Source organism: Staphylococcus arlettae (genome assembly GCF_002902345.1).
Lineage (GTDB): Bacteria > Bacillota > Bacilli > Staphylococcales > Staphylococcaceae > Staphylococcus > Staphylococcus arlettae.
Genome location: NZ_PPQB01000005.1, coordinates 360,153 through 373,156, shown reverse-complemented (window position 1 = coordinate 373,156; position 13,004 = coordinate 360,153). Strand labels below are relative to the sequence as shown.

Genomic DNA, 13,004 nt, shown 5'->3' with positions numbered 1-13,004 from the left:
TAGCTTTTTTTAAGATTCTAAAGGTGTTTGCTTTTTAGTTAAAATACTTTGAGTAATTATACCGCCGTGGTATTTACCATTTTCAATAAATATTGTATTTGCATCATTTCCTGCTGCAATCACACCGGCGATAAAACAATTGACTACATTTGTTTCAAATGTTTCTTTGTTATATACGGGAGCAGTACCAAACTCATTAGTATTAATATCGATACCAATAGATTGTAAGAAAGTATAATCGGGATGATATCCAATCATTGCAAAGACGTAATCATTTGGAATTTCATATGTGTGACCATCGTTTTCATATTGAACAGATGTTTCTGTAATTTTGGTTACTTGAGCATTAAATACCATATTGATTTTTTCGTTTCTCACTAATGATTCAAAGTTTGGTAATATCCAAGGTTTAATAGCATTAGGATAATCTTGACCTCGATATAAAACGGTAACGTGTGCGCCCGCTTTTTCTAATTCTAAAGCCGCATCAACCGCAGAGTTTTTCCCACCAATAATAACCACGTTTTGTCCAAAGTAAGGATGAGCTTCTTTAAAGTAGTGATTTACTTTAGGCAATTCTGCACCTTCAACTTCTAACTGGTTATGTTGGCCATAGTAACCTGTTGCGACAGTTAAAAAGCGACACTGATATACATCCTTAGTTGTTGTAATAGTAAAACGATTATTGATTTTTTTAACAGTTAATACTTCTTCAAAAGGATTAATATTAAGTTGATGATGTTTTACTACTTCTCTATAATAAACCAATGCTTGGTTTCTACGTGGTTTACTTTCTTCTACAATAAAAGGAATATCACCAATACTTAATTTATCACTGGATGAGAAAAATGTTTGATGTGTAGGATAATTATAAATAGCTTCTACAACATTACCTTTCTCTATTACTAATGTTTCGATTCCTTTTTTCTTTTGTTCGATTGCGGCACTTAAACCACATGGGCCACCACCGATAATTATGCTTTCTACAGTTTGCATTATTGTCTGCCTCCTTTAACCACTAATATATTATACCAATAGTATAGAAAAATCCAAATAATCGAAATGAAATTGTGTTGCAAGTCGCTGAATTTTTATAAAACTTATATTAAAATTTCACAAAAAAAACCGAGCAATTACTGCTCGGTCTTTCATTTTCATTATTGAGGTATTACTAGACGTTGACCATTATGAATGTCATTGCCTGAGATACCATTAGCTTCTCTAATTTTTTCAACATTTTCTGGTGAGCCTTCACCGTAATATTGAATAGCAATACGATATAAGTTTTGACCATTTACAACATGTGTACGTTGACCTTGTGAATCATTGTTTGTGGCTTGACTACTATCGTCTGTAGAATCGGACGTATTACTGTTTGCTTGATCTGATTGTTGATTATCAGAGCTTTGCTGACTTTGTTGTGATTGACTTTGACTATTTTGATCAGAAGAACTACCATCATTACTAGCATCGCTAGCATTTTCGCCACTAGTGTTAGCAGTACTTTGACCATCTTGGTCTGATGATTGTGAGTTGCTTGAGTCACTTGAATTGCTTGAGTTGTTAGCTGAATCATTAGCATTAGAATCATCAGATGTTGCGTTATCACCATTATTGTTTTCGTCTGATGATTGTTCGTTGTTTGAATCATTGTCATTTTCACTATCTGAAGCTTTGTCTTTATCTTTGCTATTGTCTTTGTCATCAGCATTTTTATCTTTATCGTCTGATTTATTTGCAACTTTATTGTCGTTATCGCTATTACCATCATCATTGTTACCAGTTAAAGCCATTCCTGCAAAAATAGCAATAGCTGCTAAAATTAATATCGCGGCAAGTATAGGCAATAATTTACCAAGTAGTCCTTTTTTCTTCTTGCCGTCGTTATCATGTTGATTATTATCACCGGCTCCGTTGCCACCATTGCCACCGGAGCCATTGCCTCCATTACCACCAGAATGTGAAGCTTTGGAAGCGGCAGTAGCACCACCCGCAGCACCAGCACCTGCAGCGGCTGCACCGGCTTTCTTACCTTTTCCATCTTTTGATTCATTTTTGTTTGATTCTTGTTGTTTGCTGTTATCTTTATCATGTGATTTCGCACCAGCTACACCAGCAGCGCCCGCACCTGCAGCGGCTGCAGCACCAGCTTTCTTACCTTTATGATTTTTAGAATCATTATTGGTGTCATTGTCATCATTTTGCTGCTGATCATCTACCTGCTTGTTCTCTTGATCTTGCTGTTTATCACTATCATCATGTGATTGAGCATCATCGTGTTGTCCTTCTTGATTGTTGTCATGATGTTTTTTGGCAGCGTATGCACCTCCGCCAACAGCAGCAGCACTACCTGCAACAGCGGCCCCTTTTTTCTTGTTGTTACTTGATTCATCTTGTGAATCAGGCTCATTGTTTGAGTCCTGTTGCGCATCACGGTCAGTATCATGTTCATCATGTTGACGTTCTACATCTGAATCGTTGTTGTCTGTTGTAGGATGTTGTTCATCATGATCTTCTTGATTCACAGTGTCTTGTTCTGAATTTGGTTGATTTGTAGCAGTACTACGACTACGTTGTCTACGCTGTGAATTTCTTGGTGGAAATTGCTCGTCAGCCTTATCTGTGACTTTTTCCGTTTCATTGTCTACAGAACCTTTCGCTTTATCTGTATCTAGATGTTCTTTCGGGTCAATAGATTGACGATTTTTTTCGAAATCATCTTTAAAATTATTATTAGACAAACCGCTCATCCTTCCTTTTGCTTTTTTTGCATACAAAGCTATACCCTATACAATGGTAGATATGTATAACAATTTAATGAAAATAAAATTATACTTGTTATATGCTTTATTATAGCTTGATTAAAAAAGTGAAGTAAAGCAATTACTCATTTATTTGAACAAACTTTGTAATTTTTCTAAATAATCCATTTTTCGTTTTACTTTTTTTCTATTTAATTGTTTTAGGTCTAATTCTTCACTGTCTATATCGCAACAATAAGTGGGCTTGTTAATAAATGACTCACCAAAAAATTCTAGTAAGTATTTTCTTCGACATTGATCAAGATTTATATAACCAAGCATTCTATAATAGCTTAACTGTTTTCGTCGAAATACTGTGTTAAAGATACGTTTAAGCGTTTGGATTGTATATATTTCATTTAACACTGTTAATATTTCATGCTTATTCATATCAATTAATTCACCAAGTTCAAATAATTGAATATCATTTTCTGATATGGCGTCAGTAAACAACAAGGTTTCTAATAAGAAACTATCGTCTGGTTGATATAAACTAATCGCTTGGCTTAAAGTACCATCTCTACCAGCTCTTCCTATTTCTTGTAAATAGTTTGAGGGGCTCGTTGGTAAATGATAATGAATAATAGTTCTTATGTCTTTTTTATTAATTCCCATACCAAAAGCGCTCGTAGCTACAATAACCGGAATTTCATTGTTAATAAATTGATGTTGAACAGTATGCCTTTCTTGGTAAGACATATCTCCATGATATATTCCAGTTAAAAAGCCATGTTCATATATAGCATGTGCAAGAGTGGCACACATTTTTTTAGAAGATACATAAATAATTGTGGGCCCAGAATTTTCTATAAACGGTAATAGCCATGTTAATTTTTCGTCATCGTTACTAAAATTTTTATGAGACAACATAATATTATTTCGATTCATAGTTGTTTTAATTTGATGGAACTTTGTTTCCAACATATCATTTAAATCATCGATTAAAAAAGGTTGAGCTGTAGCAGTTAACGCTAACAATGTAGCTTGAGGAAAGTATTTTGTTACCTTTCTAATTAATGCATAATGAGGTCGGAAATCATAGCCCCATTCAGATAGACAATGTGCTTCATCTAAGACAATCATGCCGAGATTTATATTCTTTATGAGCTTAATATTAGTACCTTGTAATAAGAATTCGGGACTTAAAAAGATAAAGCGACTAGATGATAACTTGTCGATGTTTTGACGTTTTTCTTCAGCGTCCATCCCAGAATGTACACAACTGACAGATGATTCTCCTTGTGCTTTCATTTGACTCACTTGGTCATCCATTAAGGATATTAAGGGTGAAACGATAAGTGTTGGTTGTCTTTTGATATAAGTTGGCAATTGATAACATAAACTTTTGCCACTTCCTGTTGGTAAAATACCTAATGTAGGTTGATTTTTTAAAACGCTTGTAATGATCTCTTCTTGTCCTTCATTAAAATGATCAAAACCAAACCAAGTTTTTAGTGCCTTATGTAGCATTTAGTTCACCTCTTTGATAACCGACAATCAGTAGTTTAAGTTGGAAATAACTTAAATCAGAAAATCTTGCTTTCATATCTCTCAATCGTTCATTTGAATGCTCAGGATAGTAGTGACTAAAGTCCCCCATCATTTGAGTAGTTACATATGTTTCATAATCAGATAAATAACCTTTGATAAATAATTCAATGAGGTGATCTTCAATTGTATTTATTTTGACGTTTTGCTCTCGTAAAATATCATTTAAAGATTGCTGCGCCAGTATACTGTGCAAAGTTTGTTCAGTTTTATTTAATAAAGGTGGACGCAAAACGAGTTGATGAAGTAATGGATATTTTGAATTATTCTCTAATTGGGTAACCATCTCAACTAAATCATTGTATTCTAACTCCATTAACAGATGTTGTGGGATATTCTCTATTAAACTAACTTGTTGTCGCGTATACATACTTTCATTATAGCCTTGTAAATAATAATGTATGTAAGTTTTACCGTTTGTATCATGAATGGCAGTCAACAATTGTTGTAGTTCGGCTAGAAAATTATCTGTTTCTTGTTGCTTTTTAATAGTATTAAATAGTTTTTTTACCTGTTTTTGAACTTGTAGTTGTTGAGATACTGGTGTGAATTGATAAAATTTGTGTATATCACACGAAATAGTTTGGATAAGTAATTGTAAGGCATTAAAAGTGTTACGCATACTGTCATAGGTATGCTTATTGTTGCACTTTAATGTTAAATTAGTATGATTATCATTAGTTTCCGTTAAAATTCGCTCGAATGAATGATATTTTAAGTTGGGTAAACTATGATAAAATGAAAGTAGATGTTGGCTAGAAGCATCAAAAAAGGTTTGATGAGACTTTTTGCCTGTGATAATATTAAATATGCTTTTTTGAGTTTTGTAATCATGTGCTTGCGAATGCACAAAATTTAATATATTATACATGTTTTACTCCTCTTATTTATTAAACAAAAACATTTGAAAAAAATAAATGGGATGATTACAATATTAGGTATGATATTATTGTAGCATTTTTGTCAAAGGAGGCGAAAGAAATGGCTAAATATACGATAGTAGATATGGATACATGTATAGCATGTGGTGCATGTGGCGCCGCTGCCCCTGATATATATGACTACGATGACGAAGGTATAGCATATGTTATACTTGATGACAACCAAGGCACAGCGCAAGTGCCTGAAGAATTATATGAAGATATGGAAGATGCATTGGAAGGTTGTCCAACAGATTCTATTAAAATTGAAGAGGAACCATTTGATGGGGATGCTTTAAAATTTGAATAAGTGCTTGTTGATGACGATTGACAATCACGGTAAGAATTGAGAATGGGACGTAAATCCTTATTCTCAAAATAAGAGGAGGCTGGGACAACATTGATTCGTTCCAGTCTCCTCTTATATTTAAAACCTACGATTTTGACCGTGCATGCTTGCCTAGGGTATGGTTCGAGCCTGTAGTCTCTCACTTATACTATTCCTCCGGGCGTCAGCACATTTCAAAATCACTACCATAAAGTAAAATTTGGTGTTCCTAAATGGTAATATATATACGAAAGAAAATAGTACAGCGAGCTAGAAAATTTCATAAAACTAAAATAAACGTCAATTTCTATATCTTCTTAATAGAAATTGACGTTTATTTTTTAGTCAGAAATATTTATATCCCGTGCACTTTTTATGATTCTATCACTTTACTAAGACGACGATATAATAAGATAAAGATAATTGAAATTACAATACCTTTAATAATATTGAATGGTATAACACCAGAAACAATAATAATTTTCAAATTATGCATAATGTCTGTTAAATTCATTATCATGCCATATAGTGGCAACAATACAAAGTAATTGAGTATACTTAAGACTATAGTCATAGCAATTGTGCCACTGATTAATCCAATAATTAAGGATTTAGTATTATGTTTATTTTTAGCTACAAGATAAGCAACCACTAAAAATGATGTTGCTGCAAAAAAGTTTGCCATAGGACCAATTGGATCCCCAATATTAAATAAGAAATTAAGTAAATTTTTAACAAACTCTACAATGATACCTGCTACAGGTCCAAGTGTGAAAGTTGCTAATAGTGCAGGTACATCACTTATATCTAATGTTAAATACGGTGGCAGAAATGGTATAGGAAACTTTAAAAAAGTTAAAATAAACGCTACCGCACTTAACATACTTATAGTGATAAGCTCTTTTTGATTATTACGCATTATTTAGTTTTCTCCTTCCATTCATCTTACTTCGAATAGGAGGAAAAATGCTAAATAAAATGCCTAAATCCTCCATCTTCTCCCATCCAGACTTTACTGTCGGCTCTAGATTTTCACTAGATCAGCCATATTGTCTAAAAACAACAATATGGGTCGCAGGCTTTGATTACTGCCGGTTGGGATTTGCACCCTACCCCGAAGATGAATATACAAATTTTATAGATATATCATAGCTTATTACTCGGTTAAAAACAATACTATTGCTCAAGATAGATTAATAATTAATTATGCTTTAGGTAATTTAATGATAAACGTTGTTCCAACGCCTAGTTCGCTTTTTACTGATATGTTACCACCATGTTCTTCGATAATCATTTTACAAATAAATAAGCCTAAACCAGTACCTTGTTTACCACGCTTTCTAGATGTATCAACTTTATAAAATCGATCGAATACTTGGTTTAAATGTTCAGGTGCGATACCTGTACCTGAATCATTGATATATAAGATATCTTCAGTGTCAGTTTCGCCATAATTAATAGTAATAACATCACCTGGTTCAGTGTAACGAGTAGCATTGTCAATTAAGTTTGTCAGTACTTGTTCAATTCGATCTAAATCAAATAACCAATATTGACCACCAGTGTTAGCATTTAAATACATTTCTAATTGCAAATCAATTGCTTGTTGTTTATATTTTTGTTGCATTTTTTCTAATAACTCATCTATAGAATGTAGCTCTTTTTCGACTGTTAAACCTTCTGCATCCATACGTGCAACATTTAACAACTCATTGACTAATCTGTTTAAACGATTAGTTTCATCCAATACAATAGATAATGACTCTTTAATTTCTTCAGGTTCAGTTACGATACCGTCGACTATGGACTCAGTATAACCTTGAAGCAGTGAGATTGGTGTTCGTAATTCGTGTGATACATTAGCGATAAAATCTTTTTTCATTTGATCTAAATTATGCTCATTAGTCATATCACGAATAATAGCAACGATACCACTGCGGCCATCAGGTTGAATTTGTTCAATATAACTCATTATTATAACAAAATAACGGGTGTTAATTTCATATTCTTCAAATTGTGTCGTTTTATTTCTTAATGTTCGCTCATTTTGTTGATCTAGTTTTTCTGAGCTGTATTCATCCATAGAGTGAATAATATCTCGAGCCATTTCATTAGACAGAATAACTTCTCGTTTATCATTAAAACCTAAAACACCCTCAACCATAGAGTTAATGAGACTATCTCTAATATTTTTGGAAGATGATAAAGCCTCGATATGTTGTCGAATTTCAGAACTCATTGTGTTGAATGCGCGTGATAGCTCGCCTATTTCATCTTTGGAATTTACTGGAGGCGTTTGGGTATACTCGCCTTGTGATACTTTAAGTGCTTGTGTTTGTAACTGTCTTAATGGCTCAGTGATTCTTGAAGATAAAAAGAACGCAAAGACAGTAGTAATAGCAAGAAAAATAACAGCAATAATAAGAATAATGACAGTAATAGCATTATTTGTTTCTTCTATACTTTTTAAGTCTTGATAGATGAATACACCGCTATATTTACTGTCCGACTGGCCATTAATATGCTGAGTTGGATAGCCAATAAGCACATAAGTACGTTGTTTTCCATTAACGGTAATATTAATATGTTCAGATTTTTGTTTACCGTCATCAAATACTTGTTGATAGTCTTTGTCTGTTTGTATAATTTCATACATTTGTTTTTTGATTTGATTTTTATTGGATTGTGCTTTGTCTTTATCAGGCATAATAATTAAGCCCACTGGTCCTTCAATTAACTTGCGACTATGTTCAATAGCAATGTCTTTATTATCGGAATCTGCGACAAGTTGGCTAATTTGTTTAGCGTCCTCAAGTAAAGAGTTTTCAGTTTCTTGTGTGAAGTATGATTGAATAAAAGTGATGAGAGCGGCACTTAATAAAATTAAAACTGTCGTTACTATAAAGATAATAGTTAACCACAGTTTTATGACAACATTATTCAGTCGATTCATTGTCTGTTTGTACCTCAAATTTATAGCCTACACCCCACACAGTTTGAATCATATGAGCCGCATCGTTAGAGACACGATTCAATTTCTCTCTAAGACGTTTGACATGAGTATCTACAGTTCGTAAATCTCCATAAAATTCATAATGCCAAACTTCTTTTAATAGTTGTTCACGATCAAAAACTTTATTTGGAGTTTTAGCGAGAAAGATTAATAATTCATACTCTTTAGGTGTTAAATTCACTTCTTTGTCATCAGCTAAAACACGATGTGCATCATTATCTATCACCAGATGATCAAATTCAATCAAATCCTTAGCATGTGGTTCACTTTGTTCTGTGTGTGCTACTTGAGTACGTCTCAGCAATGCTTTGACACGTAATACAACTTCGCGAGGTGAAAATGGTTTAACAATGTAATCATCTGCACCAGATTCAAAGCCTTCAACACGATTCGTTTCTTCGCCTTTAGCAGTAAGCATTATAATAGGTGTTTCCTTATATTCTCTTAGTCGAGAAGCGACAGTTATACCATCCATTTCTGGCAACATTAAATCTAATAAGATACAAGCATAGTCATGGTGAATAGCCATTTCCAATGCTTCTTTACCATCTTTCGCTTCATGAATTTCAAAAGACTCTCTTTCTAAGTATAATTTTAATAATCTTCTGATTCTATCCTCATCATCTACGATGAGTATTTCGTTTGGCATGTTTAATACCTCCCACACATGATTACTTTATAATTTAATTGTATTATATCACAGTAATTAACGAAAAACTTCACAAACAGAACAAGTTTGTGAAGTTTTTCTCAAAGATTTAGCTAATGTCATAGATTAGTCACATTAATTAGCCGTTTTCTGCCATGTGACGTATAGTTTTAACTTCATGAGGTGTCATGACACGACCTTCACCTGCATTTAAGCCTTTCAAATTGAGCGGTCCAAATTCAATTCTTTGTAGTTTGCTTATTGTATGACCAAAGTGTTCAAACATACGTCTTACTTGACGATTTCTACCTTCTGCAATAGTAATTTCTACTAATGTTGTATTCTTTTCTTTGTCTTGATTTTTAACTTTAACGATTGCCGGTTGAGTTAAACCATCTTCAAGCATAATACCTTTTTCTAATGCTTTTACTTCTTCACGCATTAAGTAGCCTTTAAGTTTAGCAACATATTTTTTTTGAATTTTGTATCTAGGATGCGTCATCAAATTGGTAAATTCACCATCATTTGTCAGTAATAATAGCCCTGAAGTATCATAGTCTAATCGGCCTACTGGATAAATACGCGTATCAAGTTCTTTGAAATAATCAGTAACAACTGTACGGCCTTTATCATCAGAGACGCTTGTTATGACTTGTGATGGTTTATAAAATAAAATATAAAGCTTGTCTTCTTGCTCTAATTTAATACCTTCTACTTCTATGACGTCAGATGGTTTTACTTTTGTTCCTAACTCATCAGTTACTGTTCCATTAACTTTAACTTTGCCTTCAACTATTAATGTTTCTGCTTTACGGCGTGATGTATAACCACTATTTGCAATACGTTTTTGTAATCTTTCTAACTCTTTACTCATTATATTCTCCTTTTTGGTTAACTAAATTACTGAAAAATTCTTCTATTTCTTCGTCTTCTTCATCTGTTGTAGGTAAAGCTTCTAAACTTTCTAAACCAAAGACATTTAAAAATAAATCTGTAGTATAGAGTTGTTGGCTACGTGAATTATCTTCGTCTTTTGCCTCGATGATTCCTCTTGCAATGAGTGTTTTAACTGCACCATCAGAGTTAATACCTCTAATCATTTCAATGTCTCCACGTGTAAGGGGTTGGTTGTAAGCTATAATAGACAACACTTCCATAGCAGCTTGTGATAATTTCATATTTGATTTTTGTTCGATTAGTTTTTCGATATAATGCGCAGCAGCTTTTTGTGTTGTTAAGACATATGTCGTCCCAAATTTTTGAATCATCAGACCTTCTGACTCATAATTATTGATTAACGTTGTTAATTGATCTTCTGTAATTTCCAAAATTTCAATTAGTTGTTTAGTCTCGAGGCCTTCATCACCAGCTGTATATAACAGGGCTTCTAAGATGCCTTTATCCGTTAATGCCATAGTTTACCCCCCTTATAATGTGAATATCTTCAAAACTTTTTGTTTGTTCTATATTTATAATTCCCGATTTTGACATTTCCAATATTGCTAAAAAGTGTGTAACGACCATTTCTACGGGTTCGGTAAAATTAAATAAGCTAAAAAAATTGAATGACTGTTCTTGTTGCAATCTTGATTGTACTTGCGTTGTTGCTTGTTGAATTGTGAAAGTTTCTTTATGTATGTCTACAGTCTTAGGTGTTTGAAAAGCGATTCTATTTTTTACTTTTTGATATGCAATAATAAGTTCTGTTAAATCAATAGTTTGTTTGCTATCCCACGTTTCATTGCGCTCTAAATGAGATAAATCAGTTGGATGTTTTGAAAAATAGCAAGTACGTTCTGCCTTTTTAGAGTTTAACAGTTCTGTATACTCTTTATAATTTTGGTATTCAATCAAACGTCCAACTAAATCTTCACGGGGATCATCTTCTAATTCAATTTCTGTTTCAGTTTGTGGTAATAATAATTTACTTTTAATCATTAATAATTCGGAGGCCATAACGAGATATTCACTTGCAACATTGATTTCTAATTGGTTCATTGCATGAATATATTGCATATATTGCTCTGTTAAAGACTTCATAGGAATATCATAAATATCTATTTCAAATTTTTGGATAAGATGTAATAACAAATCTAAAGGTCCGTTAAAAGCATCTAATTTCACTTCATACATTTTTATCTACCTCATATTGCAAGTTATGTGCGTAATTCACTAAAATATTATACCATGTTTACAAAGAACATTAAATTTTGGAGCGATATAAAATGAAAGAAGCATTGAAATTATTTTATTTTCAATTTCATACTGAACAACATTATTTTTTATGTCATGATATTTTAGAAGAAGCGTGGAAAGAAAATCCCCATTTTAATAAAAATGATGCAATTGTTAGTTTAATATTATTTTCTACAGGTTGTTATCATTATCGTAGAGGCAATTTAATAGGAGCAAAACGATCATTTATAAAGGCATTGTCCGTAATAAATGCAGTTAATATTAAACCAGATTTAGGCTTAGATATAACTACCTATAAATCATTAGTTCAAAATATGATAGATAACGTGGGTCAAGAGCAGCCTTTTGCGCCTGTCCATTTACCCCTTAACACTGCGTTTGAGCAACAGATAATCCAACAATTTCCCAATTATATAGTGACACCGTATGTAATTGATGACGACTATATTGTTCATCATCATATAAAACGTGATCGTTCAGAAGTAATTGCTGCTAGAAAGCAAGCTTTGCAACAACGAAAATTACACGGTTTCAATTAAAAATCCACAAGCGCTGTTTTCAGTGCTTGTGGATTTTTAATTGTTATGCTCTTGGATGAAATTCATTATACATTTTACGAATTTGTGATTTTGACACGTGCGTATATAATTGTGTGGTTGATATATCCGAGTGCCCTAACATTTCTTGTACGGCACGTAAATCAGCACCATTTTCTAAAAGATGCGTTGCAAATGAATGGCGCATCGTATGAGGAGTTAAAGTTTTATTAATATTAGCTTTGATGCCGTTTTGTTTTATCATTTTCCATATACCTTGGCGTGACAAAGGCTTGCCATGTAAATTCAGAAACAAAGCGTTAGTTACAGTTGTTTTTAACAATTGTGGTCTAACTGTTTCAAGATATGTAGATAAGTAGCCAATTACTGTATCTCCTAAAGGGACAATACGTTCTTTGCCTCCTTTGCCAAACACTTTGACAAATCCCATAATTAAATTAACATTTTCAACCTCTAAATCAATTAATTCTGTAACTCGCATACCAGTAGCATACAATAATTCCAATATCGTTCGATCTCGATAACCATTATTTTTACTTAAATCAGGAGCATCTAACAATCTTAAAATTTCATCTACTGCAAGTACGTCAGGTAATTTTCGATCATACTTAGGCGTTTCAATAAGAACAGTAGGGTCTTTTGCGGCATATTTCTCTCTTAAAGCAAATTGATGAAAGCTACGTACGGTTGAAATAAATCTTGCTAATGATTTTGTTGATGCACCTTCATCATGCAAAAAACCTAAACATTGTTGTAAAGTTTGACGATCTACAAAGTCTATATGTGTAATTTTATGATCTTGTAGATATGTAATGTATTTATTTAGGTCCCTACGGTAAGCGCCTATAGTATTACTACTTAAGCCCTTCTCTAACTGTATGAATTTCAAGTATTCATCTTTGATTGTTTCCATATTCACACCTCAACATTTAAGTGGTTGTGATTTACTTTTCTTTTGATTGGCAAGTTTCACACACACCGTGAAAAGTTAA

The 13,004-nt window shown here is 32.9% G+C and carries 13 protein-coding genes and 1 riboswitch; of the genes, 2 read left to right on the top strand and 11 right to left on the bottom strand.

Annotation, left to right across the window (positions count from 1 at the left end; all coding sequences use genetic code 11):
- Positions 1–9: 9 nt before the first annotated feature.
- From ypdA to CD036_RS01960, 4 genes are all read right to left on the bottom strand, one after another.
- A complete protein-coding gene (ypdA, locus tag CD036_RS01975) occupies positions 10–996 on the bottom strand; it encodes a bacillithiol disulfide reductase YpdA (RefSeq protein ID WP_002511191.1) in 987 nt (328 codons plus the stop codon).
- A 161-nt stretch (positions 997–1,157) separates the two neighbouring features.
- Positions 1,158–2,750, bottom strand: a complete 1,593-nt coding sequence (locus CD036_RS01970) for a LysM peptidoglycan-binding domain-containing protein (protein WP_103387884.1) — start codon at positions 2,748–2,750, stop codon at positions 1,158–1,160.
- Between the two features lie 141 nt (positions 2,751–2,891).
- The gene (locus tag CD036_RS01965; RefSeq protein ID WP_002511193.1) at positions 2,892–4,271 is read right to left on the bottom strand and encodes a RecQ family ATP-dependent DNA helicase; all 1,380 of its coding nucleotides are present in this window, start codon (positions 4,269–4,271) and stop codon (positions 2,892–2,894) included.
- Positions 4,261–5,220 (bottom strand): helix-turn-helix domain-containing protein, encoded by a 960-nt coding sequence (locus CD036_RS01960; protein WP_103387883.1) that lies wholly within the window; start codon positions 5,218–5,220, stop codon positions 4,261–4,263. Before CD036_RS01960 ends, CD036_RS01965 begins: the two co-directional genes overlap by 11 nt.
- Before the next feature lie 110 nt (positions 5,221–5,330).
- Between CD036_RS01960 and CD036_RS01955 the strand changes: the two genes are divergently transcribed.
- The gene (locus tag CD036_RS01955) at positions 5,331–5,579 is read left to right on the top strand and encodes a ferredoxin (protein WP_021458763.1); all 249 of its coding nucleotides are present in this window, start codon (positions 5,331–5,333) and stop codon (positions 5,577–5,579) included.
- 391 nt (positions 5,580–5,970) lie between these two features.
- Here the strand turns inward: CD036_RS01955 and CD036_RS01950 are convergent, their stop codons facing one another.
- From CD036_RS01950 to CD036_RS01925, 6 genes are all read right to left on the bottom strand, one after another.
- Positions 5,971–6,516 (bottom strand): ECF transporter S component, encoded by a 546-nt coding sequence (locus tag CD036_RS01950; RefSeq protein WP_103387882.1) that lies wholly within the window; start codon positions 6,514–6,516, stop codon positions 5,971–5,973.
- Positions 6,517–6,586: 70 nt separating this feature from the next.
- Positions 6,587–6,723: riboswitch (FMN riboswitch) on the bottom strand.
- Between the two features lie 78 nt (positions 6,724–6,801).
- On the bottom strand, positions 6,802–8,550 hold the full coding sequence (locus tag CD036_RS01945) for an ATP-binding protein (RefSeq protein WP_103387881.1): 1,749 nt from the start codon (positions 8,548–8,550) through the stop codon (positions 6,802–6,804).
- Complete coding sequence (locus CD036_RS01940) at positions 8,534–9,259, bottom strand: response regulator (protein WP_103387880.1); 726 nt, start codon at positions 9,257–9,259, stop codon at positions 8,534–8,536. Before CD036_RS01940 ends, CD036_RS01945 begins: the two co-directional genes overlap by 17 nt.
- A 139-nt stretch (positions 9,260–9,398) precedes the next feature.
- Positions 9,399–10,133 (bottom strand): pseudouridine synthase, encoded by a 735-nt coding sequence (locus tag CD036_RS01935; RefSeq protein ID WP_103387879.1) that lies wholly within the window; start codon positions 10,131–10,133, stop codon positions 9,399–9,401.
- Positions 10,126–10,674 (bottom strand): SMC-Scp complex subunit ScpB, encoded by a 549-nt coding sequence (scpB, locus tag CD036_RS01930; protein WP_103387878.1) that lies wholly within the window; start codon positions 10,672–10,674, stop codon positions 10,126–10,128. The genes CD036_RS01935 and scpB overlap by 8 nt, the downstream gene beginning before the upstream one ends.
- A complete protein-coding gene (locus tag CD036_RS01925; protein WP_103387877.1) occupies positions 10,658–11,392 on the bottom strand; it encodes a segregation and condensation protein A in 735 nt (244 codons plus the stop codon). The genes scpB and CD036_RS01925 overlap by 17 nt, the downstream gene beginning before the upstream one ends.
- A gap of 92 nt (positions 11,393–11,484) precedes the next feature.
- Here CD036_RS01925 and CD036_RS01920 point away from each other — a divergent pair, with 92 nt between their 5' ends.
- Positions 11,485–11,994 (top strand): DUF309 domain-containing protein, encoded by a 510-nt coding sequence (locus CD036_RS01920; RefSeq protein ID WP_021458758.1) that lies wholly within the window; start codon positions 11,485–11,487, stop codon positions 11,992–11,994.
- 43 nt (positions 11,995–12,037) lie between these two features.
- On the opposite strand, the gene xerD is transcribed toward CD036_RS01920, so the two are convergent.
- Positions 12,038–12,925 carry a site-specific tyrosine recombinase XerD gene (gene xerD, locus CD036_RS01915; RefSeq protein WP_103387876.1) on the bottom strand — a complete coding sequence of 296 codons (888 nt, stop codon included), beginning with the start codon at positions 12,923–12,925 and terminating at the stop codon, positions 12,038–12,040.
- Between the last annotated feature and the right edge of the window lie 79 nt (positions 12,926–13,004).

Coding starts and splice junctions, on each gene's coding strand:
- ypdA (WP_002511191.1), bottom strand. CDS start 996: ATGCAAACTGTAGAAAGCATAATTATCGGTGGTGGCCCATGTGGTTTA.
- CD036_RS01970 (WP_103387884.1), bottom strand. CDS start 2,750: ATGAGCGGTTTGTCTAATAATAATTTTAAAGATGATTTCGAAAAAAAT.
- CD036_RS01965 (WP_002511193.1), bottom strand. CDS start 4,271: ATGCTACATAAGGCACTAAAAACTTGGTTTGGTTTTGATCATTTTAAT.
- CD036_RS01960 (WP_103387883.1), bottom strand. CDS start 5,220: ATGTATAATATATTAAATTTTGTGCATTCGCAAGCACATGATTACAAA.
- CD036_RS01955 (WP_021458763.1), top strand. CDS start 5,331: ATGGCTAAATATACGATAGTAGATATGGATACATGTATAGCATGTGGT.
- CD036_RS01950 (WP_103387882.1), bottom strand. CDS start 6,516: ATGCGTAATAATCAAAAAGAGCTTATCACTATAAGTATGTTAAGTGCG.
- CD036_RS01945 (WP_103387881.1), bottom strand. CDS start 8,550: ATGAATCGACTGAATAATGTTGTCATAAAACTGTGGTTAACTATTATC.
- CD036_RS01940 (WP_103387880.1), bottom strand. CDS start 9,259: ATGCCAAACGAAATACTCATCGTAGATGATGAGGATAGAATCAGAAGA.
- CD036_RS01935 (WP_103387879.1), bottom strand. CDS start 10,133: ATGAGTAAAGAGTTAGAAAGATTACAAAAACGTATTGCAAATAGTGGT.
- scpB (WP_103387878.1), bottom strand. CDS start 10,674: ATGGCATTAACGGATAAAGGCATCTTAGAAGCCCTGTTATATACAGCT.
- CD036_RS01925 (WP_103387877.1), bottom strand. CDS start 11,392: ATGTATGAAGTGAAATTAGATGCTTTTAACGGACCTTTAGATTTGTTA.
- CD036_RS01920 (WP_021458758.1), top strand. CDS start 11,485: ATGAAAGAAGCATTGAAATTATTTTATTTTCAATTTCATACTGAACAA.
- xerD (WP_103387876.1), bottom strand. CDS start 12,925: ATGGAAACAATCAAAGATGAATACTTGAAATTCATACAGTTAGAGAAG.